The sequence below is a fragment of the Brevundimonas naejangsanensis genome (assembly GCF_003627995.1).
GTDB lineage: Bacteria > Pseudomonadota > Alphaproteobacteria > Caulobacterales > Caulobacteraceae > Brevundimonas > Brevundimonas naejangsanensis_B.
Genome location: NZ_CP032707.1, coordinates 645932 through 671990, shown reverse-complemented (window position 1 = coordinate 671990; position 26059 = coordinate 645932). Strand labels below are relative to the sequence as shown.

18 protein-coding genes and 1 pseudogene are annotated in these 26059 nt (G+C 68.8%); 12 read left to right on the top strand and 7 right to left on the bottom strand.

Going from position 1 to position 26059, the window contains the following annotated elements; all coding sequences use genetic code 11:
• Positions 1 to 83: 83 nt before the first annotated feature.
• The 10 genes from putA to D8I30_RS03090 all read left to right on the top strand — a co-directional run bounded on the left by putA (position 84) and on the right by D8I30_RS03090 (position 15241).
• Complete coding sequence (gene putA, locus D8I30_RS03135) at positions 84 to 3194, top strand: bifunctional proline dehydrogenase/L-glutamate gamma-semialdehyde dehydrogenase PutA (protein ID WP_121481447.1); 3111 nt, start codon at positions 84 to 86, stop codon at positions 3192 to 3194.
• Between the two features lie 126 nt (positions 3195 to 3320).
• Positions 3321 to 4097 (top strand): ABC transporter permease, encoded by a 777-nt coding sequence (locus D8I30_RS03130; RefSeq protein ID WP_205570741.1) that lies wholly within the window; start codon positions 3321 to 3323, stop codon positions 4095 to 4097.
• Positions 4098 to 4192: 95 nt separating this feature from the next.
• Positions 4193 to 5278: a chain-length determining protein gene (locus D8I30_RS03125; RefSeq protein ID WP_240387304.1), complete on the top strand. Its 1086-nt coding sequence runs from the start codon at positions 4193 to 4195 to the stop codon at positions 5276 to 5278.
• Positions 5275 to 5958 carry an ABC transporter ATP-binding protein gene (locus D8I30_RS03120; protein WP_240387303.1) on the top strand — a complete coding sequence of 228 codons (684 nt, stop codon included), beginning with the start codon at positions 5275 to 5277 and terminating at the stop codon, positions 5956 to 5958. The genes D8I30_RS03125 and D8I30_RS03120 overlap by 4 nt, the downstream gene beginning before the upstream one ends.
• On the top strand, positions 5940 to 6389 hold the full coding sequence (locus D8I30_RS03115) for a hypothetical protein (protein ID WP_121481445.1): 450 nt from the start codon (positions 5940 to 5942) through the stop codon (positions 6387 to 6389). The genes D8I30_RS03120 and D8I30_RS03115 overlap by 19 nt, the downstream gene beginning before the upstream one ends.
• A gap of 139 nt (positions 6390 to 6528) precedes the next feature.
• Entirely contained in the window at positions 6529 to 7599 is a 1071-nt protein-coding gene (gene gmd / locus D8I30_RS03110; protein WP_121481444.1) for a GDP-mannose 4,6-dehydratase, read from the top strand.
• Positions 7589 to 8533, top strand: coding sequence for a GDP-L-fucose synthase (gene fcl / locus D8I30_RS03105; protein WP_121481443.1), 945 nt, complete (start codon positions 7589 to 7591; stop codon positions 8531 to 8533). Before gmd ends, fcl begins: the two co-directional genes overlap by 11 nt.
• Positions 8534 to 8627: 94 nt before the next feature.
• Positions 8628 to 12626 carry a glycosyltransferase gene (locus D8I30_RS03100; protein WP_121481442.1) on the top strand — a complete coding sequence of 1333 codons (3999 nt, stop codon included), beginning with the start codon at positions 8628 to 8630 and terminating at the stop codon, positions 12624 to 12626.
• A gap of 54 nt (positions 12627 to 12680) precedes the next feature.
• Positions 12681 to 13433 carry an FkbM family methyltransferase gene (locus D8I30_RS03095; protein ID WP_162938794.1) on the top strand — a complete coding sequence of 251 codons (753 nt, stop codon included), beginning with the start codon at positions 12681 to 12683 and terminating at the stop codon, positions 13431 to 13433.
• Positions 13430 to 15241 carry a hypothetical protein gene (locus tag D8I30_RS03090; RefSeq protein ID WP_121481440.1) on the top strand — a complete coding sequence of 604 codons (1812 nt, stop codon included), beginning with the start codon at positions 13430 to 13432 and terminating at the stop codon, positions 15239 to 15241. The genes D8I30_RS03095 and D8I30_RS03090 overlap by 4 nt, the downstream gene beginning before the upstream one ends.
• 16 nt (positions 15242 to 15257) lie before the next feature.
• On the opposite strand, the gene D8I30_RS03085 is transcribed toward D8I30_RS03090, so the two are convergent.
• The 3 genes from D8I30_RS03085 to D8I30_RS03075 all read right to left on the bottom strand — a co-directional run bounded on the left by D8I30_RS03085 (position 15258) and on the right by D8I30_RS03075 (position 19231).
• Positions 15258 to 16571 carry a glycosyltransferase family 4 protein gene (locus D8I30_RS03085; protein WP_121481439.1) on the bottom strand — a complete coding sequence of 438 codons (1314 nt, stop codon included), beginning with the start codon at positions 16569 to 16571 and terminating at the stop codon, positions 15258 to 15260.
• Between the two features lie 63 nt (positions 16572 to 16634).
• Positions 16635 to 17558, bottom strand: coding sequence for a hydroxymethylglutaryl-CoA lyase (locus tag D8I30_RS03080; protein ID WP_121481438.1), 924 nt, complete (start codon positions 17556 to 17558; stop codon positions 16635 to 16637).
• Positions 17558 to 19231, bottom strand: a complete 1674-nt coding sequence (locus tag D8I30_RS03075; protein WP_121481437.1) for an ArnT family glycosyltransferase — start codon at positions 19229 to 19231, stop codon at positions 17558 to 17560. Before D8I30_RS03075 ends, D8I30_RS03080 begins: the two co-directional genes overlap by 1 nt.
• 104 nt (positions 19232 to 19335) lie before the next feature.
• On the opposite strand from D8I30_RS03075, the gene D8I30_RS03070 reads away from it, so the two are divergent.
• The gene (locus tag D8I30_RS03070) at positions 19336 to 20073 is read left to right on the top strand and encodes a glycosyltransferase family 2 protein (protein WP_121481436.1); all 738 of its coding nucleotides are present in this window, start codon (positions 19336 to 19338) and stop codon (positions 20071 to 20073) included.
• 252 nt (positions 20074 to 20325) lie between these two features.
• On the opposite strand, the gene D8I30_RS03065 is transcribed toward D8I30_RS03070, so the two are convergent.
• The 3 genes and pseudogenes from D8I30_RS03065 to trhA all read right to left on the bottom strand — a co-directional run bounded on the left by D8I30_RS03065 (position 20326) and on the right by trhA (position 22127).
• On the bottom strand, positions 20326 to 20691 hold the full coding sequence (locus tag D8I30_RS03065) for a hypothetical protein (RefSeq protein WP_121481435.1): 366 nt from the start codon (positions 20689 to 20691) through the stop codon (positions 20326 to 20328).
• Between the two features lie 10 nt (positions 20692 to 20701).
• Positions 20702 to 21294, bottom strand: a pseudogene (gene phaR / locus D8I30_RS15085) (polyhydroxyalkanoate synthesis repressor PhaR).
• A gap of 131 nt (positions 21295 to 21425) precedes the next feature.
• Positions 21426 to 22127 carry a PAQR family membrane homeostasis protein TrhA gene (gene trhA / locus D8I30_RS03055; RefSeq protein ID WP_240387302.1) on the bottom strand — a complete coding sequence of 234 codons (702 nt, stop codon included), beginning with the start codon at positions 22125 to 22127 and terminating at the stop codon, positions 21426 to 21428.
• 157 nt (positions 22128 to 22284) lie between these two features.
• On the opposite strand from trhA, the gene D8I30_RS03050 reads away from it, so the two are divergent.
• Positions 22285 to 23457 carry an acetyl-CoA C-acetyltransferase gene (locus tag D8I30_RS03050; protein ID WP_121481433.1) on the top strand — a complete coding sequence of 391 codons (1173 nt, stop codon included), beginning with the start codon at positions 22285 to 22287 and terminating at the stop codon, positions 23455 to 23457.
• Between the two features lie 230 nt (positions 23458 to 23687).
• On the opposite strand, the gene D8I30_RS03045 is transcribed toward D8I30_RS03050, so the two are convergent.
• Entirely contained in the window at positions 23688 to 25808 is a 2121-nt protein-coding gene (locus D8I30_RS03045; RefSeq protein WP_240387301.1) for a S8 family peptidase, read from the bottom strand.
• Between the last annotated feature and the right edge of the window lie 251 nt (positions 25809 to 26059).

Genomic DNA, 26059 nt, shown 5'->3' with positions numbered 1-26059 from the left:
AATACGGGCTGTCATGCACTGCACATTCGGTTAGTTTCTGCATATACGCAGAAAATCGCAGGATGTGATCTCGGGTGAGTTTCATGACGCCGACCGACCTCAAGCATTGGGACGAGCTGGACCGGAACAAGTTCCGGGACGAGCGGGCGGTGGTGGCCGAACTGTTGGCCGCCCAGCCTCTGGATGCGGCCGGCCGCGCGGCCGTGCTGGCCGACGCCGTCGGCCTGGTCGAGAGCGCGCGCAAGAGCCAGAAGCGTCAGGGCGTGGTCGAGAGCTTCCTGCAGGAGTTCAGCCTGGGCACCCGCGAGGGCCTGGCCCTGATGTGCCTGGCCGAGGCCCTGCTGCGCACGCCGGACGCGGGCACGCGCGACCGGCTGATCGCCGAGAAGATCGGCTCGGCCGACTGGGCCTCGCACCTGGGCCAGTCGGACAGCCTGTTCGTCAACGCCTCGACCTGGGGGCTGATGCTGACCGGCAAGCTGGTCGACGTCGATGAGGAGGCGCGCGCCGACCTGCCGGGCTTCCTCAAGCGCATCGCCGGGCGCCTGGGCGAACCGGTCATCCGCCAGGCCGTCGCCACGGCGGTCAAGATCATGGGCGAGCAGTTCGTCGTCGGCCGCACCATCGAGGCGGCCCTCAAGCGCTCGGAGCGCGAAAACTGGCTGTGCAGCTTCGACATGCTGGGCGAGGGCGCCCGCACCGCCGCCGATGCCGAACGCTATGAGAAGATCTACGCCGACGCCATCGAGGCTGTGGGCCAGACGGCCAAGGGCGAGGGCCCCGAGCGCGGCCACGGCGTCTCGGTCAAGCTGTCGGCCCTGTCGCCGCGCTATCAGTCGGTGCAGGAGGACCGGGTGTGGGAGGAGCTGTATCCCCGCATCCTGCGCCTGGCCCTGATCGCCGCCAAATACGACATCAACTACACCATCGACGCCGAAGAGGCCGACCGTCTGGCTCTTTCGCTGAAGCTGCTGGAGCGGCTGGCGCGCGAGCCGGCGCTGGGCGAGTGGCAGGGGCTGGGCCTGGCCGTTCAGGCCTATCAGAAGCGCACGACCGAGACCGTCGCCAAGCTGGCCGAACTGGCCAAGTCCTCGGGCCGCCGCCTGATGGTGCGCCTGGTCAAGGGCGCCTATTGGGACACCGAGATCAAGCTGGCCCAGGTCAACGGCCGTCCCGACTATCCGGTCTTCACGACTAAGCCGGCGACCGACCTGAACTACCTGGTCTGCGCCAAGGCGCTGATCGAGGCCTCGCCCTACATCTTCGCCCAGTTCGCCACCCACAACGCCCACACCCTGGCCGCCGTGCACCGCATGGCCGCCGATCGCGGCGTGACCATCGAGTTCCAGCGCCTGCACGGCATGGGCGAGGCCCTGTATGACGGTGCCCGGGCCGAGTGGGGCGACGTCGTCGTTCGCGCCTACGCCCCCGTCGGCGGCCATGAGGAACTGCTGCCCTATCTGGTGCGCCGCCTGCTGGAAAACGGCGCCAACTCCTCCTTCGTCCACGCCCTGCTGGACGAGCGCGTGCCTGCGGCCGACGTGGCCGCCGATCCCATCACCGCCGTCGAGGCCCAGCCCGACCGCCATCCGAAGATTCCTGTGCCCATGAACATCTACGGTGACCGCCAGAACTCCCTCGGCCGCGACTATTCGCAGGCCGCTGACCGTGACCGCCACGCCCAGGCCCTGGAGCGCGTCGACAGCGAGAAGCTGACCGCCGGCCCGATCATCGGCGGCAAGCTGCGCGCCGGCGTGAATCCGCAGGACGTCACCAACCCCTATGACCGCAGCCGCGTGCTGGGCCATGTCTCTGAAGCCTCTGCTGAGGATGTCGATGCCGCCGTCAACGCCGCCGCCGAAGCCCAGGTCGCCTGGGACCGTCTGGGCGGCGCGGGCCGCGCCCCGGTGCTGCGCGCCATGGCCGACGCTCTGGAAGCCGAGCTGGACCGTCTGGTCGCCCTGCTGTCGCGCGAAGCGGGCAAGACGCTGAACGACGGCGTGGCCGAGGTGCGCGAAGCCGCCGACTTCTGCCGCTACTACGCCCTGCTGGCCGAGCGCGACTTCGGCGGCCGCCAGATCCTGAAGGGCCCGACCGGCGAGACGAACGAACTGGTCTTGCACGGCCGCGGCGTCTTTGCCGCCATCAGCCCGTGGAACTTCCCGCTGGCCATCTTCACCGGCCAGATCGCCGCCGCCCTGGCCGCCGGCAACGCCGTGGTGGCCAAGCCCGCCGAGCAGACGCCGTTGATCGCCGCCGAAGCCGTGCGCCTCTATCACAAGGCCGGTCTGAATCCCGACCTGCTGGCCCTGGTCCCCGGCCGCGGCGAGACGGTCGGCGTGGCCCTGACCAATCATCCGGGCATCGACGGCGTGGCCTTCACCGGCGGCACCGACACCGCCAACGCCATCAACCGCGGCCTGGCCGCGCGTCCGGGCGCCATCATCCCCTTCATCGCCGAGACGGGCGGCCTGAACGGCATGTTCGTCGATACCACGGCGCTGAAGGAACAGGTCATCGACGACGTGATCATGTCGGCCTTCGGCTCGGCGGGGCAGCGCTGCTCGGCGCTTCGCGTCCTCTATGCGCCCAAGGATTCGGCCGACGCCCTGATCGAGGGCCTGAAGGGCGCCCTGGCGGCCCAGGTGCTGGGCGACCCGACCGATCCCAAGACCGACATCGGCCCGGTGATCGACGCCGAGAGCCGCGCTAACCTGGACGCCCACGTCGAGCGCCTGTCCAGGGAAGCCAAGATCATCGCCCGCGCCGAACTGCCGGCCGGCTCCGAGAAGGGCGACCTGTTCGCCCCGACCATCGCCGAGATCCCGACGCCGGATTTCCTGGAACGCGAGGTCTTCGGCCCGATCCTGCACGTTTACCGCTACGACCCGAAGGATCTGGAGACGGTCGCAGGCAAGCTGGCCGCGCGCGGCTTCGGCCTGACGTTGGGCGTCCACAGCCGCATCGACGCCTTCGCCCGTGAGGTGATGGAACTGGTCCCGGCGGGCAACGTCTACGTCAACCGCTCGATCATCGGCGCGGTGGTCGGCGTCCAGCCCTTCGGCGGCGAGGGCCTCAGCGGCACCGGCCCCAAGGCCGGCGGCCCCAACAGCCTGATCCGCTACGCGGCGGAGAAAGCCATCAGCATCAACATCGCCGCCCAGGGCGGCGACCCGGCGCTGCTGAATCTCTGATTCAACTCGATGAAAGGCGGGCCTTGCTTCATGCCATGGGGCGGGTATTTTCAGGCGCGGCGCAATCCATGAGCGTCGCGCCGGGGTGGCCACTTACTTGGCGTCGCTGATGAAAATGCACCAAGCATGAGCCGCTTCTTCGTCGTCCGGCAGTCCCAGATTCTCGCCGCCCTGATGATGCGCGAGATGGCCACCCGCTATGGCCGCCGGGGGCTGGGCTTCCTCTGGGTCGTCGGCGAGCCTCTGATCTTCTGCTTCGGCGTGATCATCATGTGGTTGCTGATCCGTCAGCATAACCAGCATGGGGTGGGAGTCGCTCCCTTCGTCATGACGGGCTACATGTGCCTGCTGCTGCTGCGGCACTGCATCAGCTTCAGCATCAGCGCCGTCGGGTCGAACCTCGGCCTTCTCTATCATCGGGCGCTGGGGCCGCTGCATTTGCACATCGCGCGCTGCATCCTTGAATTCGCCGGCGCGACGGCGGCCTTCATCGTCGTCTATGTCGTCCTGTTCGCCTTCCGCCAGGTCGGCCTCCCGCATGACTGGCTGCTGCTGTATACGGGATGGATGCTGATGTGGCTGATGGCCATGGGGACGGGGTTCATTCTGTCGGGTCTTGCGATGCGTTTCGAGATCATGGAGCGCATCGTTCCTGTCCTGACCTATGCGATGATCCCCCTTTCCGGCGTGTTCTTCATGGTGGACTGGATTCCCGCGTCGGTTCGTGAGCGCTACCTGTTCGTTCCTTTTCCGAATGCTGTGGAGATGATCAGGTCTGGCGTTTTCGGCGAATTCGTCATCACCCACTACAATGTCTTTTATGCGCTCGGATCGTCTATCGTGATGATTCTTCTGGGCCTTTTGCTGATTAAAAGCGCCGAGGGTTACATTGAAGTCGACTGATTGTTTGTTGGAGAGCGGCTTCCATGTCCGGTGACCTGAGATATATCGGCCCCGTCCCGGGAAGCGTCGAGACCCGCAAGGATTGGCGATCCAGGGTGCGCAAGCATCTGCCGTTCCTGCTGATCGTGGCGCTGCCGACGGTGGTGGGCGCCCTCTATTGGGGGGTGATCGCGACGCCGCGTTATGTCTCGGAGTCGCACTTCGTCGTGCGCAAGGTCAACGAGGCGCGTCCCAGCAACCTGGGCATGGTCCTGCAGGGCGTCGGCGTAAGCACGGGCACGTCCGACGCGTTCACGGTGCAGGAATACCTGGTTTCGCGCGATGCGGCCGAGACCCTGGATCGGAAATTCGATCTCGACAAGGTCCTGTCGGCGCATGGCGCGGACCTGTTCTCCCGCTATCCGCGGCCCTTCCAGCCGGCCTCGAGCGAGGGGCGCTTCGAGGCGCTGAAGCGGTTCGTCGTCGTCGGCTATAATGCGACCACCGGGATCACCACCTTGCGGGTCCAGGCCTTTTCGGCCCGCGAGGCGCAGGCGATGAACCGGACCCTGCTGGATAGCGGCGAAGAGCTGGTGAACCGCTTGAACGAACGGGCGGCGCGGGACGCGGTCAAGGACGCCGAGGCCGCCGTGGTCCAGGCGACCGCCCGGCGCGCCCAGGTCCAGCAGCAGATGGCGGCCTTCCGCGACCGCGAAGGCTTTCTGGATCCCCAACTCGTCGCCGGCGAGTCCACCCAGGTGATTTCAGGGCTGCTGCGCGCTCTGGCCGAACTGAAGGCGGAGCTCGCCCAGATTCAGCAGTCCGCGCCCCAGAGCCCGCAAATTCCCATCCTTCGCGGCCGCATCGCCTCCTATGAGACGCAGGTCGAGCAGGAGCGGGCCAAGTTGACGGGGCGAGCGGGGTCGCTGGCGCCCAAGATCGCCGCCTATGAAAGCCTCGCCTTGCAGCGCGAGGTGGCCGAGAAGGCCCTGCTCCAGGCCTCGGCCGCATTGCTCACGGCCGAGCAGGACGCGCGGCGTCAGAAGCTGTACCTGGACCGGATCGTCGAGCCCAATCTGGCCGACCAGCCGATGGAGCCCCGACGCCTGCGGGCGTTCCTGATTGTGTTTCTGAGCAGCCTGGCGCTGTATCTGCTGGGGCGTCTGCTCTGGGCGGGCCTGCGGGAGCATCGTCAAGAGTGACGGTCGAGCCTGAAGCGCCGTACGACGTGGGGCTGAGGGTCGTCGGACTGTCCAAGTCCTACCGCCACGCGAACCGTTCCCTGTTCACGAACCTGAGCTTTGATCTGGAGCGCAGCGGACGCCTGGCGATCCTCGGCCGCAACGGCCAGGGCAAGTCCACGCTCATCAAGATGCTGGGCGGCGTGCTGCCGGTCAGCGGCGGCAGCATCGACTGGCGCATGAGGCCGTCCTGGCCGATCGGGTTCGCCGGCGGCTTTCAGGGCAGTTTGACCGGATTGGACAACATCCGCTTTCTGTCCCGCCTCTATGGCAAGGATTACGACGAGCTCCTGGTGCGGGTGGACGACTTCGCCGAGCTGGGCCGCGCGCTCAAGGAGCCATGCCGTCATTACTCCTCGGGGATGCGCGCGCGACTGGCCTTCGGCCTGTCGCTGGCCATCGACTTCGACTGCTACCTCATCGATGAACTGGTGGCGGTCGGCGACGCGCGCTTCCAGAAGAAGTGCAACGAGGAATTGTTCGCCAAGCGCGCCGATCGGGCCTTCATGATCGCGTCGCACGACACCCATCTGATCAGGACCTACTGCGACCGGGCCCTGCTGGTCGAAAGCGGCCAGGCGCGCATCTTCGAGGACATCGAGGAGGCGGTCGACATCTATGCATGGCTGGGGGCGGCGTGACGGGGACCGGCGGGGCACCCTCGACGCAGACGCGGATTTGGGGGCCGGAGCGGTTCCACCTGGACATGCGCGAGGCGGAGCGACGGGAGCGCGTCCAGCGCATGGATGTCGCGGGGCGCGCGCGCGCCCTGGTCTGGGGGCCCTACGATTTGATGCCCGCCGGCGTCTGGCGGGCGACGGCGACCTTCCTGGTCGATCGGTGGGCCTGCCGCCACACCTACCGGCTGGAGTGGGGCGAGAACGCTACCTACGCCTCTCATGCGTTCGTGCCTGGGCGCGAGGGCGTGTTCGAGGTGTCCGCGGAGTATGAGTGGCGGGCCGAAACCGGGGCGGAGCTGCGGCTCATCCTGGCGGAAAGCTCGCTCGGCGGCGTGTTCGAGTTCTTCGACGTCCGGGTCTGCCGGGTCGATCAGCCGCCCGCCGCGACCTAGGCTTCGCTCCGTAAGACTCCGTGTGTTGCTCTTCGGGCTCGCTTTCGCCGGATGAGGGAGACGGGGACGTTTATGCTCGCGCTTGGGGCGAACGGCGGTTACGGTAAGAAAGATTCTGAGTTGAAGGGTAGTGTTGAGAATGACGGCGGGTAACAAGGTTGCCTTGATCACCGGGGTGACGGGGCAGGACGGCGCCTATCTGGCCGAGCTTCTGTTGTCCAAGGGATATACGGTTCACGGCATCAAGCGGCGTTCCTCGTCCTTCAACACCGGTCGGATCGATCACATCTACCAGGATCCTCACGACCAGGATCCCCGTTTCATCCTGCACTATGGAGACATGACGGATTCGACCAATCTGATCCGCATTGTCCAGCAGGTTCAACCTGACGAAATCTATAATCTGGCGGCGCAGAGCCACGTCCAGGTGTCGTTCGAGACGCCGGAATACACCGCCAACGCCGACGCCGTCGGCACGCTGCGTCTGCTCGAGGCGATCCGCATCCTGGGGCTGGAGAAGAAGACGCGGTTCTACCAGGCCTCGACCTCCGAACTGTACGGCAAGGTTCAGGAGGTCCCGCAGTCGGAGACGACCCCCTTCTATCCGCGCAGCCCCTATGCGGCGGCCAAGCTGTACGCCTACTGGACCGTGGTGAACTACCGCGAGGCCTACGGCCTGCACGCCTCCAACGGCATCCTGTTCAATCATGAGAGCCCGCTGCGCGGCGAGACCTTCGTCACCCGCAAGATCACGCGGGCGGCCGCGGCCATCAAGCTGGGCTATCAGGACCGGCTTTTCCTCGGCAACATCGACGCCCGGCGCGACTGGGGCCATGCGCGCGAATATGTGCGCGGCATGTGGCTGATGCTGCAGCAGGACGAGCCGGACGACTACGTCCTGGCCACGGGCGAGACGACCGTGATCCGCGACTTCGTCACCGAGGCCTTCGGCCAGACCGGGGTGAGGCTGCGCTGGGAGGGCCAGGGCGTCGATGAAAAGGGAATCTGCGCCGAGACCGGCCGGATCTACGTCGAGATCGACCCGCGCTACTTCCGCCCGACCGAGGTCGACCTGCTGATCGGCGATCCGACCAAGGCCAGGGAAAAGCTGGGCTGGGCGCACGAGACCAAATGGCAGCAGCTCTGCGCCGAGATGGTCGCCGCCGACCTTGTGGCCGTGGCCAAGGAGCAGCGCCGCAATGCCGAGTGAGGTCGTCTTCCCCCTGGGGGGCAAGCGCGTCTGGGTGGCGGGGCATCGCGGGATGGTGGGTTCCGCCATCGTGCGGCGCCTTCAGGACGAAGGCTGCGAAATCCTGACCGCGACGCACGCCGAGGTCGATCTGAAGGACCCGGCCCAGGTCGACGCCTTCGTCGGGGACGCGCGCCCCGACGCGGTGTTCATGGCGGCGGCCAAGGTCGGCGGCATCCTGGCCAACGACACCTATCCGGCGGACTTCCTCTACGACAACCTGATGATCGCCGCGAACGTGACCGAGGCGGCGCACAGGCATCGGGTCGGCAAGATGCTGTTCCTGGGCTCCAGCTGCATCTATCCGAAGCTGGCCCCCCAGCCGATCCCGGAGAGCGCCCTGCTGACCGGCCCGCTGGAGCCGACCAACGAATGGTATGCGATCGCCAAGATCGCCGGCATCAAACTGGCCCAGGCCTATCGCCGCCAGCACGGCTGCGACTTCATCAGCGCCATGCCGACGAACCTCTATGGGCCCGGCGACAACTTCGACCTGAACACCAGCCACGTCCTGCCGGCCCTGATCCGCAAGGCGCACCAGGCCAAGGTCGCGGGCGCGGACCATGTCCTGCTGTGGGGCACGGGGACGCCGCGGCGGGAATTCCTGCACGCCGACGACTGCGCCGACGCCTGCGTCTTCCTGATGCAGCGCTACTCGGGCGAGGAGCACGTCAATGTGGGGTCGGGCGAGGATATCCCCATCATCGATCTGGCGCGGATGATCTGCGACGTGGTCGGCTTCGAGGGCGAGATTCGCCTGGATTCGTCCAAGCCGGACGGTACGCCGCGCAAGCTGATGAGCGGCGACAAGCTGCGCGCCATGGGCTGGAGCCCCGCCGTCGGGTTGCGGGACGGGATCGAGAGCGTTTACCGGGCCGTGAAGGCCGATCTCTAACCTGTAACCGGGCGCGCGGACCCGTCGGCGGGGAGCGTCCCTGATCGGCGGGCTGAAGCGTCAGGCCGCGCCGTCGAAAGAATTGAGTGCCTTCATGAGCAACGAAATGCCGCTGGTGTCCGTCGTCACGGTCGTGAGGAATCGTGCGGCGCCCCTGGCGCAGACGATCGAGAGCGTCCGGGCCCAGACCTATGGCGCGATCGAGCACATTGTCGTCGACGGCGGCAGCACGGACGAAACCCTGGACGTCATCCGCCGCTACGCCGACGGCCTGGCGTCGTGGACGTCCGAGCCGGACGAAGGCATCTACGACGCCATCAACAAGGGCATCCGCCGCGCGACCGGGGACTATGTCCTGATCCTTCACGCCGCTGACACCTATGAGCCCGATTTCGTCGAGCGACTGGTTCAGGCTGCGCCCCGTGCGGACGAAGTCGTCTATTCCAGCTACACGCACGGCGCCCGCAGCGTGAAGTCATCAGTCATGACCGACGGCGTTTTCCTTCACCATTTGGGCATCAACCATTCGGCCTTCCTCGTGCCCAAGGCCGTCTATGAGCGGGTGGGGCTTTATGATCCTGGCTTGCGGATCGTTTCCGACGCCATCTGGATGCGTCGGGCCCGCGAGATGGGCGTGGCCTTCCGCCTGATCGAAGGACGGGGACTCTATTTCGCTGAAGGGGGGCTGTCGTCGGCCCAGTCAGAGGCGCATCGGCGCCTGGTCATCCGAGAATGGGTGAATTCTTACCGCCTGTTCTTCCCCTTCCTGCCGGAGGACGTGGCCGAGGCGCTGTATCTCTATCGCTTCGAGGAGAAGCAGGCGGGCGCGATCCTGCGCTATGTCCGCACCGTCCTGGCCGATCTCCAGTCGCCGGACTTCCATGCGTCGGCGCCGCTGTTCCTCTCGGCGCTGAAGGAGATGCTGCATCATGTCTGGGGGCTGCGGCGCGTGAAGGCCGAGGACCCGGCCTTCCAGCCGCGCTGGGACCTGTGCCGCGTGCTGGGCCTCGATCCCCGCCGGGCCAATATCGAGGCGGCGGGCGTGGATGTCGCGGCCCTCATCGCCCTGGTCGAGGGGGTCAAGCGCGCGGCCGCGGGGCGCAAGGTGCTGTTGCACTATCTGGAAGTCTTCTCGCGGCCGTCCGAGACCTTCATCCCCGATCTCATCAATCGCTGGAATGCCCACGACGATCGCGTCCACGTGGTGTTGTGCGACAAGCGGGTCCTGCCGAACGAGCGGCCGTTCGACCTGGTCGTCACCCTGAATCCGGCGCAGACGCCGCCGCGGCTCTACCGCGCCCTGGTCGAGGACCTGATCGGCGGTGTGGAGTTCGAGGGCTTCGTCTTCCACTTCGCCATCAACGGCTGGCGTCTGCTGAGCCGGCTGGGCGAGGCCCATCAGAAGGCGCCCGCCCTCTATATGTGCCATGGCATCGACGTGTTCGACTTGGTCAAGGACACGGACTACAGCCGCTATCTGCTCGGCGTGGCGGCCCGGTCCCCTGCCAGCCGGTTCACGGCCGTGTCGCGCTATCTGCGCGACGCCCTGGTGGACGCGGGCGTGCCCTTCCACAAGGTCTCCCTGGTCCACAACGTCGTCCACGACCGCTTCTTCCAGCACCGCAAGCCGGGGCGCGAGAAGACGGCGGCCCGACGGGGCGGGGCGCCCGTGCGGATCGTCAGCATCGGCCGTCTGGTGGGCTGGAAGGGGCAGGAGCACCTGCTGTGCGCCCTGGCCCTGCTGAAGCGGCGGGGACGCGAGGCCCATGTGACCTTCGTCTATGGGCAGGAAGATCGCGAGCTTGAGCATCTGCGGGCGGTCGCCGCGCGCGAGGGGGTGTCGGGCGGCGTGACCTTCCGTCCCTTCGTCAATTTCGACGAGGAGCCCGACTTCCTCAACGCCTTCGACCTGCTGGTGTCGGCCTCGACCTACACCAGCGGCCAGGGCGCCCGGTCGGAGACCTTCGGCATGTCCATCCTGGAAGGGATCGCCGCGGGCCTGCCGGTGGTGGTCACGGACGCGGGCGGCCAGCCCGAGGTCGCGGGCGAGCCGAACGACCATGTCCGCATCGCCCGCCACGCCGACCCCGAGTCCCTGGCCCAGGCGATCGAGGCGATCATCGACGGCGGCGGCCTGAACGGCGACAACCTCGAGGTGGCCAGGGCCCGGCTGGAGCATTTCTCCGGCGCGCGCCAGATGGCCCTGCTGGAGGAGGCGCTGGCGACGGCCCGGAGCAGCGCCGTGCGGCCGCTGCTGCTGTCCACCGCCCTGACCCAGGGCGCGGGCGGCGCCGCGCGCGGGGTCCATCTGGCGCTGCTGGCGGCCGGCGTGCCGTCGACCGTTCGGTTCCGCAACCTGTTCGAGGGCTGGAAGGCCGTTCCGGGCGCCGCGCCGCTGCGCATCGCCGCGTCCCGCCTGGGCGACAATGTGCACCCCAGGGATGCGTTCCTGCGTCAGGACCACACCATCTTCTCGATCGACACCGACGGCGTGCCCCAGGCGGAACTGGAGGCGATGGTCGCGGACGTCGACGTCATCAACCTGCACTGGTACGCGCGCTTCCTGTCCAACGAGAACATCGCCTGGCTGACCAACTGCGGCAAGCCGGTGGTCTTCACCATCCGCGACATGCACCCGCTGACGGGGGGCTGCCACTTCTTCCATGGCTGCGACAACTGGCGTCAGGCCTGCCTGCCCTGCCCGCAGTTCCAGCCCGCGGAGGTCAGCCTGCCGCACGCCCAGTTCGCCTACAAGCGCGACAACTGGAACATGGACAACGTCTCGGTGGTGGTGCTGAGCGACCATACCCGCGCCATCGTCGAGCAGTCGCCGCTGTTCGCCGGTTGCCGCGTCGAGAAGATTCCCAATCCGATCGACACGACCGTCTTCCGCCCGATCGATCAGGCCGAGGCGCGCCGGATGCTGGACCTTCCGGCGGACAAGCGGATCGTGGCCTATGTGCCGTCCTTCAATTCCGCCATCAAGGGCGCGGCCGAGTTCGAGCGGATGCTCAAGCGCCTGGCGCGCGAAACAGCGGCCGAGGACCTCGTGGTCATCTGCGCCGGCCGTCGCCAGATCGCCATCGACGCGCCGTTCGAGATTCGCCAGCTGGGGCATATCGCCGACAAGACCCGGCTGGCGGCCTTCTTCAGCGCCGCCGACGTCACCGTCATTCCCTCGCTGGAGGAGACCTTCTCCAATACGGCGCTGGAATCGATCGCCTGCGGCACCCCCATCGCGGGCTTCCGCACGGGCGCCATCGGCGAATTCGCCCAGGGGGGCCGAGGCCGCTCCGCCCCGGTCGGCGACGTGACGGCCCTGGCGCTGGCGGTGCGGGACGTCCTGGCCGACGCCGAGACCTGCCCGCGCGCCGAGAACCACGCCTATGCCGCGCGCCATCATGCGCCCGAGCGGATCGGCGCGGCCTACGCGCGCTTCTTCGAGGAAGCGCGGCAGCGCGTGGCCACCGTCAAGCCGATCAGGGACGCCGCCCTGCCCAACGCCCTGGCGCACTACCTCGCCGCGAGGCTGGAGGCCGCCCATGCGCAGCTGGCGGCCAAGCCGCCGGTGGTTCAATCCGCAGCGCCTGCCGCCAAGGTCGCCGCTCCGAACCCTCTTCCCGGCCCCTGGATCGCGGCGAATGACAGCGCCCGGGTCGCGACGACCGGCGCCGCCGTTCTGGACCTGATCCCGCTGAGCAAGCGCGCCGGCTCCGTCATCGATTCCGAAGGCGGGCTGAGGCTGGAGGTGCAGGATGAGGCGGGACACCGTCTCTACGGACCGAACATCCGCCTGGTTCAGGGCCGCTACAGGCTGGACCTGGAGCTCAGCGTGCCCTGGCGGAGCCGGTTCGATCGCGCCCTCCGCGCCAGCCGGATGGTCGCCGAGATCGTCTGGAACGTCGATGACGTGATCGAGGCCGAAATCTTCGAGCTGAAGCGCGCCGGTCCCGGGCGCTTCCGGTGGCGTCCGGAATTCGAGATCGGGCCGGAGCTGGCGGCCAAGGTCCGCGAGGGCCTGGAGGTGCGGCTCTGGACCGACGGCCGTCAGCCGTGGCTTGTCAGTAAGAAGCTGTTGCGCCAGTTGAAATAAGCTCCGCAGCGAATTTGAGAATTGGTGCTCATGGCAAGCAGGTTTGACGAACGCTTGAACGGCGCGGTCCAGTGCCTGTACGAAGCCTACGCCGCCGGCGGCCGCGCGTCGGCGGAAACGGCGTGGAACCTGCGGTTCCTGGAAGCGGTGCACTCGGCGTCGATGCGTTTCCATGCCCAACTCCTGCAGGACGCCTTCGTCCTCATGGCGACGGGGGGGCGGCGGAAGGGACAGTTCGTGGAGATCGGCGTGGGCGACGGCGTCCATCTGTCGAACACCCTGACGCTCGAGCGCGATTTCGGCTGGCGCGGGCTTTTGGTCGAAGCCAACCCGCACTTCTGGCCGGCGATCGAGGAAGCCCGCCCCCTGGCGCAACTGGCCAAGGCGGCGGCCCTGCCGCAGGCCGCAGGCCTGCTTTCCTTCCGCCATGTGCCGAGTTTCCCCGAGATTTCGAGCCTGGCCGAGTTCGCCTCGGGCGACCATCACGACCGCTCGGTCTTCGAGGAGCATCAGGTGGAGAGCGTCGCCATCGGCGACCTGCTGCAGGACAGCGGGGTCCGGAAGGACGTCGACTACGTATCCATTGACGTCGAGGGGCCGGACGTCGAAATTCTCGAGGCGATCCTGGACGCGGGCTACCGTCCCAAGGTGCTCACGATCGAGCATAACCGCGTGGCGGATCGCATCGAGAAGATCAAAGGTCTTCTAGACGATGACTACGAGGTCGTGCTGAGCTCCGCCTCCAACTGGGACCTCTGGGCCGTCGAAAAGGGCCTGGCCGCCGAAGGGCGGAGATTCCAAGGGTGATTTCGGTCCTCGTCTATGGTCGCAACGACGATTATGGCGCCAAGCTTCAGCGGCGGGCGGCCCTGAGCCTGAACTCGATCGCCGAGGCCCTGACCCAGCCCGACGATGAGATCGTCTTCGTCGACTACAATACCGCCGATGAGTTCATCACCTTCCCCGAGGCGATCGACGACACCTTGACCGAGGCGGCCAGGCGGCGGCTTCGGGTGGTGCGGGTGCGCCCCGCCTTTCATGAGCGCAGGGTGGCAGCGGACGCGCCCGCGGTCATCGAGTCCATCGCCCGCAACATCGGCCTGCGCCGCACCAATCCGGCGAACCGATGGGTGCTGTCCACCAATCCGGACGTCCTTATGATCTCGTCAGGGACGGAGCTGGCCGATGCGCTCGTCCAGGTTCGCGACGGCTATTACGGCGCGCCCCGGCACGAACTGCCCCGCTTCATGTGGGAGCAACTGCGACGGACGCAGCCGAGGCAGGCGGCCGATCAGGTGCGGGCGTGGTGCGATCGCCTGCCCCTTCGGGAGACGGTGCTGCATCACGATCCCGATATCGGCTTCGACGCCCCGGGGGACTTCCAACTGGCACCGCGCGCGGACTTCTTCGCGATCGGCGGGTTCGACGAGCGCATGCAGCGGGCCTGGCATGTGGATTCCAACCTGGCGGTCAGGATGGCCGCGCGTCTCGGCGCGCCCAGCCGCCTGGCGGGCGGCCCGGCGGTCTTTCACTGCGAACATACGTCTGGCACCCAGGCCAAGCACGCAGCTCAGCGTCAGGAAGACAGCTGGGAGCGGTTCGTCGAGCGCGCCGCCGACGACCCCTGGTCCGATCCGCACTGGGGAGCGCCCGAACAGGACTTCGAGATCATCGACCTGAACGCGCGCCCGGCGCGCGGCTTGGCCTCGATGCTGGCCGACGCGGCGGGCGAGGCCGACAGCCGCGCGATGAGCGACGTCGTCTATGGGCCAGCCACCTACGGCCAGCTTCCGCGCCATCGCCTGCACGCCGCGCTGTTCCTCATCGACCGGCTCCTGAACGCCGATCGCGGCGCTCGCCTGGGCTGGATCGGCGGCGATGCGGACAATCGCGAGTTCGTCTCGCGGCTGTTGGTCGAAGCCGGGTTCCAACCCCTGACGGGCGCGGCCGAAGCGGCCGAGGCGCTGATCATCGACGCGCCGTCGTCGCGGGACGAGGCTGGGGCGGACGCGGCCTTCTGGACGCGCCTGGGGGAATGGATCAAGGGCGAGGCCGCCCGCCTCGCCCAGGGGCTGGCGCCGCGGCCGGTCCTGGGGCTCAACGCCGTCCACTGTGATTTCGAGACCTTCCTGCGGCGGCATTTCGAGGTGACGCTGGCCCCCGCGACGACGCGTCTGCGTCCAGCGCGCCTGGCCCCAGGAGCGCTGGCTTCCGAGGCCTTGCTGGAGGCGCTGACGCCCGGACCCGCAGGGCGTCGGCGGGACGGGACGTTCGATATCGTGAAGGGCGAGGAGGGCTACGTCTTTTACGGCCCCTATCTGAAACGCCTTCCTGGGGCTCATCGCCTTCATGTCGATCTGAGGATCGACGGCCCGCGCCTGATGGGGCGGCGTCGGGACGAGCGCGCGCTGGTCCTTGAGGTCTGCGCCGGGGAGCAGGTGTTCGCGACCGAAGGCCTGGCCTTTCATCGCGGCGAGCGGCGCGTGACCCTGGAGTTCGACCTTCCGGCCCAGCACCTCGCGCCGGCCGCCCCTCCGCTGGAGGTGCGGCTATGGAGCCAGGGCCTCTGCGACGGCGAGGTGCGCGCGGTGATCCTCGAGCGGGCAGACGCCTGACCCTTTCCCCTCCGGCTCAGACGCCGACCTGGCCGTAAAGCGCCTTCAGCCGCTGCTGATAGGCCTGCGGCGTGAACTTCCCCGCCTGGACCAGGCCTCGGCGCTCCAGTTCCTCGCGCATGGCGTGGTCGTGATCCAGCTCCCGGATGCCCCGCGCCATGGCCTGAACATCATAAGGATCGACGATGAGGGCGGCGTCGCCGGCGACTTCCGGCAGGGAGCCCCCGGTCGAGGCGAGCGTCGCCGTGGACAGGGCCATCGATTCCAGGACCGGCAGACCGAAGCCTTCATAGAGCGAGGGAAAGAGCGTGGCCTTGGCCCCCCGGATCAGGCTCAGCAGCAACGGGAAGGGCATATAGTCGTATTGGCGGATGCGCTGGGCGTTCGCCCCGCGGTCCCGCTTGATCTGCGTCAGCAACGCGGTCTCGCCGTCGACCAGCCATCCCTGCTTGCCGATCAGGATCAGGGGCGTCTTCACGCCGGACGACAGATAGGCCTCGACGATGCGGCCCAGATTCTTCTTCGGTTCGATGGCGCCGAAATGGAGGAAGTAGCCCTTCCATGGCAGGTCGAACACGCCTTCGAGTTCCTGGCGCACTTCCTCGTCGGTGCGGGCCCTCAGCCGTTCGGGAAGGGAGATGGCCTGATAGGTGTTGGTGATCTTCGACGCGGGCACCTTCAGGATGCGCTCAAGGTCCTGTCGCGTGGTTTCCGACACGACGGCGATGTGGTCCGCGCGGCGAACGACGGCCTGACACAGGGCCATGAACGCCCGCTTGTCGTCGAGGGTGGTGTGCGGGAGGCGCAGCGGGATCAGGTCGTGGAAGGTGTAGATGTTGGGCGCGTCGCTGGCGTGCAGCGGCAGCGGGCAGGTCCAATGCATGACGTCCGGCCGCGGCGCCTCGGTGGCGGCGTCGAAGGTCACGGGCGTCATCTTGCGATAGGCCTGGAAGGAGCGGTTGGCGAGCTTGAACAGCGACGGTGCGGCCCAGAACTGGTCGGCGTCGGGACGGCCGCCGCCCCGGGTCGGCCAGATGACCTCGCCCGACGGCTTGACGGGGTGGGCCGAACAACCGAAGCGGGCCTTGAAGGTGTCCATCATGCGGATGGCCTTGCGCCGGCCGTTCAGGGGGCGGGCCGGACGTTCGGCGTCCACCAGCGCCACCTCGTTCAGCACCTCGTTGCGGCTGCGCTTCACCTCCGGGCCGTACAGGACCTCGGTGCGAAGCTCGATCGCCCGGGCGTTGGTCAGAAGGTTGCGGCCGTAGGTGGCGATGCCGGTTCCCTGGGACAGGGTGAGGTTGTAGCCGTCGATGCAGATGGAGGGCATGGCGTTCCGAGAAAGAGGAGGGGTTGGCGCCGGTGGCTTCAACGAAGAGGGTCGCGGCTGAGGTCAGCTGCGGGACGCTGGAAAGCGACCCGCCCGGCTCAGCGCGCTGGGGTTGGGTTTGCCGAGCCTGTCGCCGATCCAGCGGGCCGTGTCGATAAGGGCATCAAGATCATAGCCGGTTTCGAAGCCGCCGCGGTGCAGGGCGTAAACCAGATCTTCGGTGGCCAGATTGCCGGTCGCGCCGGGGGCGAAGGGGCAGCCGCCGATACCGCCGACCGAGGCGTCCAGCACGTCCACCCCGGCCTCGACGCCGGCATAGGCGTTGGCCAGGCCGGTGTTGCGGGTGTCGTGGAAATGCAGGCGCAAGGTCGCGTCCGGCGCGGCCTGGCGGGCGGCCTCGACCTTCCTGGTCACGCTCCACGGGTCGCCGACGCCGATGGTGTCGGCCAGGGCGATCTCCTCGACGCCCAGGGCGGCGATGCGGGCGACCAGGTCGCCGACCTGCTGGACCGAGACCTCGCCCTCGAACGGGCAGCCCCAGACGCAGGACAGGGTGGCCGACAGCTTCGGCGTGGCGCCGGGCGCGCCGTCCGCGTTCGCGCGGCCCGCCATGATGTCGGACAGCATCTGCACCTGCTGGTCGACGGTCAGGCCCTGGTTCTTCAGGCCGAAGCCGTCGGTCGCGGACATGGCGACGTTGACCTCGTCCACCGCGGTGCCGAGGGCGCGGTCATAGCCCTTGCCGTTCAGCACCAGGCCGATGCGGCTGCGGCCCTCGGCGCGGGGCAGGGCGGCCATGACCTCTTCGGCGCCCGCCATCTGGGGCACGTATTTGGGATGGACGAAGCTGACGGTCTCGATCCGTCTGGCTCCCGCCGCCTCCAGCCGCTGGATGAAGTCGACGCGGACGGCGGGCTCCAGCACCGTCTTCTCGTTCTGCAGGCCGTCGCGCGGCCCGACCTCGACGATCTGGATGAAGCGTCCCATCAGCGCGCGCTCCTCTCGCCTGCCCCGGCAGGCGCATAGACGGTTAGGCGCACGTCGTCGCCCGAGGAATAGTTGTGGCCGGTGACCACGCCGACGGCCCGCCCGGCGGCGCCCAGGTCGGCCAGGGCGTGGCGGAAGGCCTCGTCGTCGCGCGCCTCGACGATGGCGGGACGGCCCTCGCCCAGGGCGCGGGCGGCGCCGGGGCCGTCGGTCAGCTCGGTGTCCTTGCTGGTCAGGAAGACGAAGCTGGGCTCATGGAAGCCGGTGATGGCCACGGGACCCGGATAGCGCCCCTGGCGCGGGCTCAGCTCGGCCGAGTCCAGCGTCTGGACCAGGCGCGGCGCGATCGACAGGGGGCGCAGCTGGCGGATGGTCCCGGCCAGGCCTGCGTGGGCGATGACGCCGAAGGCCAGGGCCATCAGCACCCCGGTGATCGCCGCGCGGTTGAGCAGCAGGAAGCCCCCGACGGCGGCGGCCATGACGGCGAAGACGATGGTCACGGTCGCCCAGGTCTGGGCGGTCGAGCGGCCATATTCGGTCAGGCCGTAGACGGTGATCAGGCAGATAACGACGGCGGCGAACAGGCCCAGCAGAGCGCCCGTGACGCGCGAGACCTTGCCGATCGGCTGGGTCAGGGCGGCGGCGGCCAGGAGGGCGATCGCGCCGAAGGTGGGCAGGGTGTAGTGCCACAGCTTGGTCGGGGCCAGCTCGAACATCAGCCAGGCCGGAACCAGCCAGCAGACGGCGAAGCGCACCGCGGGCTCGGCGCGGCGGCGCCAGCCGGTCGACAGGGCGGCGGGCAGCATCAGGGTGGCGGGGAACAGCAGCAGGGGCGACAGCAGCAGATACATGCCGGGGAAGCCGCCGTGGCTTTCATGGGCGCCCGCGATCTTGGGGGCCAGATCGCCGCCGATGGCCTCGCGCCAGAAGCCGCCGTCGGTGGCGATGGTGATGGCGATGGCCCACGGCCCGACCAGCAGGGCGACCAGCGGCAGGCCCCAGCCCCAGCCGAGGCGGCCCAGCCATTTGATGTTCCGGTCCCAGATCGACAGGGCGAGGATCGACAGGGCCACGACCAGCAGGCCGATCGGCCCCTTGATCAGGATCGACAGGCCGATGCCCGCCCAGAACAGCAGCTTGTGCAGCCGCTCGGGCCGTTCGCCCGCCCGCGTGGCCATATAGATGCGCGCCAGGGCCGCCATGGACAGGGTGGTCAGGCCGCACAGCATGGCGTCGGTCTTGGCGATGCCCGCCTCGCTCGACAGCAGGAAGGTGGCGCCCATCATGGCCCCGGCCAGGAAGCCCGCCCTCTGGCCGAACAGGGCGACGCCCGCCCAGGCGATGGCCCAGGCCGCCAGCATGGCCCCCAGCAGGGACGGCAGGCGATAGGGCTGGATGTCGCGGTCCTCGACGTCCGAGGTCGCGGCCACGGCGGCGGCCTGCATCCAGTAGATGCCGATGGGCTTCTTCCAGCGGGGCTCGTCCTGGAAGCGGATGTCGACGAAGTCGCCGCTTTCCAGCATCTGGGCCGTGGCCTGGGCGAAGCGACTCTCGTCGCGGTCCAGCGGCGGCAGCAGCAGCAGGCTGGGCAGGCCCGCGATCAGGGCCAGCAGGGCCGCGAGGACAGGGCCGCGCCAGCCGGCGATGTAGCGATCCAGGTTCGGGCGGTTCATGGCGCTGTCGTATCACGCCGGACGCATCGCCCGGAAGCTTCAGCTTGAGCGCCGCCTGTGGACGCGGCGTTTCGTTCGGCCGCCGCCTGCGCTACAGAGCCACGATGATCGACCGTTCCGCTGCCCAGCCTGACATCTCCATCGTCGTGCCCGTGCATGATGAATCCGGCGCCGCCGTGCCCCTGGCGCGCGAAATCGCCGAGGCCTTCGCCGGGCGGTCTTATGAGATGATCTTCGTCAACGACGCCAGCCGGGATTCGACCCTGGCCGAGCTGCAGGCGGCGATGGCCGAACTGCCCGCCCTGCGGGTGCTGTCGCACGGGACCAATGCGGGCCAGAGCCGGGCGGTGCGCACCGGCGTCCTGGCCGCGCGGGCGCCGATCGTCGTCACCCTGGACGGCGACGGCCAGAACCCGCCCGCCGACGCCCCGCGCCTGGCCGACGCCTTGATCGCCGCCCCGCCCAGTGTCGCCTTGGTCGGCGGCGTCCGGGCCAAGCGCCAGGACAGCACCGCCAAGCGCCAGGCCTCCCTGTGGGCCAATCGCATCCGCAAGAAGCTGCTGGGCGACGACGCCGACGACACCGGCTGCGGGCTGAAGGCCTTCCGCCGCGACGTCTTCCTGCGCCTGCCCTACTTCGATCACATCCACCGCTATCTGCCGGCGCTGATGATCCGCGAGGGGTATGAGAACCGCTACCTCGAGGTCGATCACCGCCACCGCGAGACGGGCCGCTCGAAATACACCAACTGGGGCCGGCTGCGGGCGTCCTTCTCGGACCTGCTGGGCGTGATGTGGCTGAAGTCGCGCTCCCGCCGCCCGGGGGCGATCACCGAGTTCTGATCGGGGCCTGCCACGCAGCCTCATGCTCCGCCGCCCGATGCTACGCCGTCTCATGCTACGCGGCTTCATTCCCCAAGGATGACGGCCGTTTGGGGGAGGGCTGAACGCCTAGCTGAAGGCCAGGAAGATCACGGCCACGACCGTGGCGTCGAACAGGCGGGCGGCGAGGGCGAGAGCGTCGGGCATGGCGCGATCCGAAGACGATTGACGCCTGCGCCCACGCAAGCCGGGCGCCAACCCGCCTTGGCCGCCTCAGATCTCGGTCTTGCGCGCCCGTCCCGGCGAGGGGCGGCGATCGTGCCGCCCCGAATATTCCCGGCCCAGATAGGTGGCGCGCGCCGCGTCCAGCACAGGCGCGCCGCCTTTCAGCCCGCGCTTCTGCCCCGACTGGCCCAGCACCTGGGCGGCGAAAGCCGCAGGCGGCGGAGGCGGCATGACGGCAGGCTTTGCCGGGCCGGCGGCAGGATCGGCCGCCTCCTCCGACGTTTCCGCCTCGGCCGCGATCAGGGCGCGGGCGCGCCGCCGCTCGCGACGGCGGCGGTCGCTCTCGCGGCGGTCTTCGACGACGGGATCGTTCAGCGGGTCCGGCGCGCCGATGGGACGGATCTCGTCCGTCACGGGAGGGGCCTCAGCCCTTGGCCTGGGCGAGGCGGTCGATCTGGGCCCGCATCTCGTCCATCTGGCGGCGCATCTCGTCCAGGGCCGCGCCCTCGGAGGCCTGCTCCGACTTCGCGTCGCTCCTGGATTCGGGGGGGGGGGCTCGGCCGGCTCGCCTTCGGGGCGGCCATAGGCGAAGCCGGGGAACATCTTCATGGCGCGCTCGAACATGGCCATGTTCTGGCGCACCGCCTCCTCCATCAGCCCGCCGCCTGGCGCGGCGGCGAAGGCGCGGGTGAACTGGCCGCGCAGCTGCTCCTGCTGGCGGGTGAAGCTGTCCAGCGACATCTCCAGATAGGAGGGCAGGACCGCCTGCATCGAATTGCCGTAGAAGCCGATCAGCTGTCGCAGGAACTGCACCGGCAGCAGGGCCTCGCCGCGGCTTTCTTCCTCGAAGATGATCTGGGTCAGGATCTGGCGGGTCAGGTCGTCGTTGGTCTTGGCGTCATAGACCACGAACTCCACGCCTTCGCGCACCATGCGGGCCAGATCATCCAGCGTCACATAGGCGCTGGTGGCGGTGTTATAGAGCCGCCGGTTCGCATACTTCTTGATGACGACCATGCCGTCACGGGTTTTTCCGCCCTCGGATTTCTTGTCGGCCACGCTTGTTCTCGCGTTGTTGCAACGCCCAACCATCCCGCATTGCGCGCGCGAAGGCGAGTCCCCAGTGAGGCTTGGCGTCAAGCGGGCGTTCAGGCGCCCCCGACCAGCACCACCCCGACCAGCACCGCCGTCCAGTGCACTCCCGCCCCGGTGACGACGAAGCCGTGCCAGATGGCGCGGCGGAAGCGGATCTTGCGGCTGATGAAGACGAAGACGCCCGAGGTGTAGATCAGCCCCCCGGCCACCAGCAGGCCCAGGGCCAGCGGATGCACCGTCTCGATCATCGGCTTCAGCGCGACCACGGCCACCCAGCCGAACAGGACGTAGACCAGGCTCCAGAAAGCGTCCGACAGGCGCGGCGCCAGGATCTTCACCCCGGCGCCCGCGAAGGCCATCAGCCACACGGCCAGGGTGAAGCCGATGGCCCAGCCGCCCTCGAACCTCTGGGTCGTGAAGGGGGTGTAGCTGCCCGCGATCATCAGGAAGATGGCTGCCTCGTCCAGCCGTCGCAGCACCGGCCGCGCCGCGCAGGGGTGGGTCAGGTTATAGACGGTGGACGCCGTCAGCATGGCCACCAGGCACAGGGCGTAGATAGCCGTCGACACCGCCGCGCCGACGCCCACATAGAGGCTGGCCAGCACCGCCAGGACCACGCCGCCGACCGCCGCCAAGGCCAGGCCGACCGCATGGACCCACAGGTCGGCCAGCCGCTCGGCCCGGGTCTGATAGTGTTCGATCAGGTCCAGGTCGTCGGGGGTGCAGACTCGTCGGGCGAGGGATTTAAGCAACATCAGCATCTCCCTGTTCAAGGCGCGGCCGCGCTCATCGTTCCGTCCATGCTGCGGCGCCCTGATGACGATTTGGCGATTGCTGCATCGCAACAGGTGACGCGCGCCCGCGAATGCGGCACAACCTCGCGCAAGAATTTCTCCCGGGAGTGAATAAAATATGACCGACGTCGTCATCGTCTCCGCCGCCCGCACGCCGGTCGGCTCCTTCCTCGGCGCCCTGTCGACCCTGTCGGCGTCGAAGCTGGGCGAGGTCGCCATCAAGGCGGCGCTGGAGCGGGCGGGCGTGGCCCCGGCCGAGGTGGACGAAGTCATCCTGGGCCAAGTGTTGCAGGCGGGCGCAGGGCAGGGCCCGGCGCGTCAGGCCGCCATCGGCGCCGGCCTGCCCAACGAGACCCCGGCCTGGAGCCTGAACCAGCTGTGCGGCTCGGGCCTGCGGGCCGTGGCCCTGGCCTATCAGCAGATCCGCGAAGGCGACGCGACGATTGTCGTCGCCGGCGGGCAGGAAAGCATGAGCCAGTCGCCGCACACGGCCCAGCTTCGCAACGGCCAGAAGATGGGCGATCTGGCCTTCAAGGACACCATGCTGCAGGACGGCCTGACCGACGCCTTCCACGGCTACCACATGGGCCAGACGGCCGAGAACATCGCGAACAAGTGGTCGATCGACCGCGCCGCTCAGGACGCCTTCGCCGTCGCCTCGCAGAACAAGGCCGAGGCCGCCCAGAAGGCCGGCAAGTTCGTCGACGAGATCGCCCCCGTCACCATCTCGACCCGCAAGGGCGACGTGGTCGTGGATCAGGACGAATACATCCGCTACGGCGCCACCCTTGAGGCCATGGAGAAGCTGCGTCCGGCCTTCGTCAAGGACGGCACGGTGACGGCGGCCAACGCTTCGGGCCTGAACGACGGCGCCGCCGCCCTAGTGCTGATGCCGGCCGACGAGGCCAAGGCGCGCGGCCTCGAACCCCTGGCCCGCATCGCCTCATGGGCCACGGCGGGCGTGGACCCGGCCATCATGGGCACGGGCCCGATCCCGGCCTCGAAGAAGGCGCTGGAAAAGGCGGGCTGGAGCGTCGCCGACCTGGACCTGATCGAATCCAACGAAGCCTTCGCCGCCCAGTCTCTGTGCGTGGTCAAGGAACTGGGCCTCGACCCGGCCAAGGTCAACGTCAACGGCGGCGCCATCGCCATCGGCCACCCGATCGGCGCCTCGGGCGCGCGGGTCTTGACCACCCTGCTGCACGAGATGAAGCGTTCGGGCGCCAAGAAGGGCCTGGCTACCCTGTGCATCGGCGGCGGCATGGGCGTGGCGATGTGCGTGGAGCGTTAAGCCCCGCAGACTGAAACAGGAAAAGGCCGGCGAGCGATCGCCGGCCTTTTTGCTTTCCTCCCCATGCAATGGGGAGGGGGACCACGAAGTGGTGGAGGGGCCAGCTACGGGCGCCAGCATGTCAGAATCAGATCGCCGTCTCGCCATCTGTTCAGGTCAGCGCGCGGACAGCCCCTCCACCGCTTGCGCGGTCCCCCTCCCCACGCTGTGGGGAGCAAGAAGAGCGGGCTTCAGAACCCTCGCCGCCAGCTGCCCAGCAGGGCGTAGCCGGTAGGGGCGCCTTCGCGGTGCTGCTCCTCGCGGCTGGCCACGGCCTCCAGCTGCAGCCAGGAGCCGCCGGGCAGGGCGTGCAGGCTGCGGACGCTGAAGTCGACCTGCCGTCCCGACGGCGCGGCCGAAAAGCGCCGCTCCGAGAAGGTCACCGGGTCGAAATACTCCAGCGGGACATCGGCCAGCCAGGCGCTGAAGGTCCCGCTCTCGATCCGAAGCGGCTGGGAAATCTCCCAGGTCAGGCTGCGGCAGCCCAGGGCCTTGGCGACGGACCAGGACGGGCAGGCCGACTGCAACGAGGCGCGCCAGGTCGAGCTGAGCGCCGGGGCCGACAGGTGCAGGAAGCGGCCAGCCAGTTCGGTGCGGCCGACGCCCGCCTCGCCCGACAGGGTCAGGCCGCGCCCCAGGTCCACGTCCGCGCCGACCGCCGCGAAGCGGGTGCGCGACGGCAGGGCGAAGTCCGAACGCGTCGGCAGATAGGCGCCCAGCGGTCCCATCCGCTCGTCCAGGGCGCCCAGGCTGAACGACAGACCGCCCCATTCTTGGCCCCCGTTTTCCAGCCGCCAGTCCAGCCCGGCGCGGGCGTAGGTCGAGGCGTCGCGCTCGACCGGGCGCAGCGGGGCGCGGCGATCGCCCGCGCCGCGCTCGGCGCTGACGGTCAGGGCGCCGAAGTTCAGGGCGCCGCGCACGGCGTGGTCCGCTTGGCTCAGGGCCGTGAAGCCGTCGCCGGCGCGGCTGCGGAACGGCGAGCGCGCGCCGCCCTGGCCTTGCCAGGCGGTCAAGGACAGCCGTCCGGCCTGGATGTCGAACAGGGCCTCGGCGCGCGGTTCGTCCCCCAGCCAGGGCGCGTCATAGGGGCTGTAGCGGGCGACGACCGGCTCGGGCAGTTCGACCGGGGTGGCGGCGGCCATGGCCAGGCGCGCGCCGCCGGGCCCGTCCACCGTCACCTGTGACTGGCGCATCGGCGTCGGCGCATCGGGCTGCCGGCTGCGGGGCGGGGCGGGGCGGTAGGCGGCGCCCAGGTCGACCCGGAAAAGCCGTTCGTATTCATCATGGGCGATGGTCGACAGGGCGCTGGTCCGGCCCAGGGCGTCGCCGAACGGCCCGCCGACATGGGCGCCCGGCTCGAGGGCGATGTTGACCGCCTGGCCGACGGCCATGGGCGCGGTGGTGGTTCCGACGGGCTGGAAGGCGCGGCTGATGTCCAGCAGGCCCCGGCCATAGACGACGTCGGTCCCCGGATCGCCCGCCTCGCGGCCGGTGCGCAGCAGGATGTCGACCGCCCCGCGTCCCGTCAGATTGGGAAAGGCCTCCAGCAAAAGAGCCAGCGCCCCCGCCACGGCGGGCGAGGCGAAGGAGGTGCCGTTGACCCGCCAGCAGCCGTCGCCCTCGCAGTCGACGATGACATCGACGCCCGGCGCGGACAGGAAGACGCTCTGGGACACCCCGGCTCGGTTGGAGAAGTCGGCGATCACATTGGCCGTATTGTGCGCTCCGGCGACGATGATGGCCCCAGCGAAGCGCGAGTCGCTGGCGTAGCGGCCGGGCCATTCGGGGTTGGCCCCAGCCTCATTGCCCGAGGCGATCGCGAAGACGACGCCCGCGTTGACCGCGCGCTGCAGGGCGGCTTCAAACGCGCCGCCCAACGGGCTTTCGCCGCCGATCGACAGGTTGATGACGCGGGCGCCGTTCTGGACGGCGTAGTCCAGGGCGCGGGCCAGGTCGCTGCTCTTGAAGCAGATTTTGTCTTCCGGCTTGGAGCAGTCGCTGACGTCGGCCCGGATCGACAGGATGGTCGAGTTGAAGGCCACGCCGACGGTGCCGTAGTCGTTGAAGGGGGCGGCGATGACGCTGGCCACCCGGGTGCCGTGGCCGTCCTGATCCTCGCGCTGGTTGCGGCCCGAGACGATATCGGTGGACAGGGGCGAGATGTTCGTCGCCAGGTCCTGGTGGTTCATCCGGACGCCGGAATCGACCACGCCGACGGTGATCCCGCGGCCGGTGGCGCCGGTGCGCCAGGCGGCTATGGCCTGGGTGTCGCCGACGCCCCAGTTGCGTTGATACTCGCGCGCGCTGTCCAAAGGGATCGCCGGCGGCGGAGGCGGAGGCGGAGGCGGGGGCGGGGGCGGAGGAGGCGGCGGCGGCGGTGGCAGAGGCGTGACCATGCCCCCGCCTCCGCCCCCGCCTCCGCCGCCTCCACAAGCCGTCAGCGGCAGGGCCAGAAGGCCCAGCGCCCCGATCGAAACCGCCGCCCTGCGCAGACGCGAAATCTTCACCGCCGTCTCCCCGAACTCACAGCCCCCATTAAAGGCCATGGAGCACGCGGTTGGCG

Bases quoted from the DNA above. Each gene is read 5' to 3' on its own strand.
- putA (WP_121481447.1), top strand. From the start codon at position 84: ATGACGCCGACCGACCTCAAGCATTGGGACGAGCTGGACCGGAACAAG.
- D8I30_RS03130 (WP_205570741.1), top strand. From the start codon at position 3,321: ATGAGCCGCTTCTTCGTCGTCCGGCAGTCCCAGATTCTCGCCGCCCTG.
- D8I30_RS03115 (WP_121481445.1), top strand. From the start codon at position 5,940: ATGGCTGGGGGCGGCGTGACGGGGACCGGCGGGGCACCCTCGACGCAG.
- gmd (WP_121481444.1), top strand. From the start codon at position 6,529: ATGACGGCGGGTAACAAGGTTGCCTTGATCACCGGGGTGACGGGGCAG.
- fcl (WP_121481443.1), top strand. From the start codon at position 7,589: ATGCCGAGTGAGGTCGTCTTCCCCCTGGGGGGCAAGCGCGTCTGGGTG.
- D8I30_RS03100 (WP_121481442.1), top strand. From the start codon at position 8,628: ATGAGCAACGAAATGCCGCTGGTGTCCGTCGTCACGGTCGTGAGGAAT.
- D8I30_RS03085 (WP_121481439.1), bottom strand. From the start codon at position 16,571: ATGCCCTCCATCTGCATCGACGGCTACAACCTCACCCTGTCCCAGGGA.
- D8I30_RS03080 (WP_121481438.1), bottom strand. From the start codon at position 17,558: ATGGGACGCTTCATCCAGATCGTCGAGGTCGGGCCGCGCGACGGCCTG.
- D8I30_RS03075 (WP_121481437.1), bottom strand. From the start codon at position 19,231: ATGAACCGCCCGAACCTGGATCGCTACATCGCCGGCTGGCGCGGCCCT.
- D8I30_RS03070 (WP_121481436.1), top strand. From the start codon at position 19,336: ATGATCGACCGTTCCGCTGCCCAGCCTGACATCTCCATCGTCGTGCCC.
- trhA (WP_240387302.1), bottom strand. From the start codon at position 22,127: ATGTTGCTTAAATCCCTCGCCCGACGAGTCTGCACCCCCGACGACCTG.
- D8I30_RS03050 (WP_121481433.1), top strand. From the start codon at position 22,285: ATGACCGACGTCGTCATCGTCTCCGCCGCCCGCACGCCGGTCGGCTCC.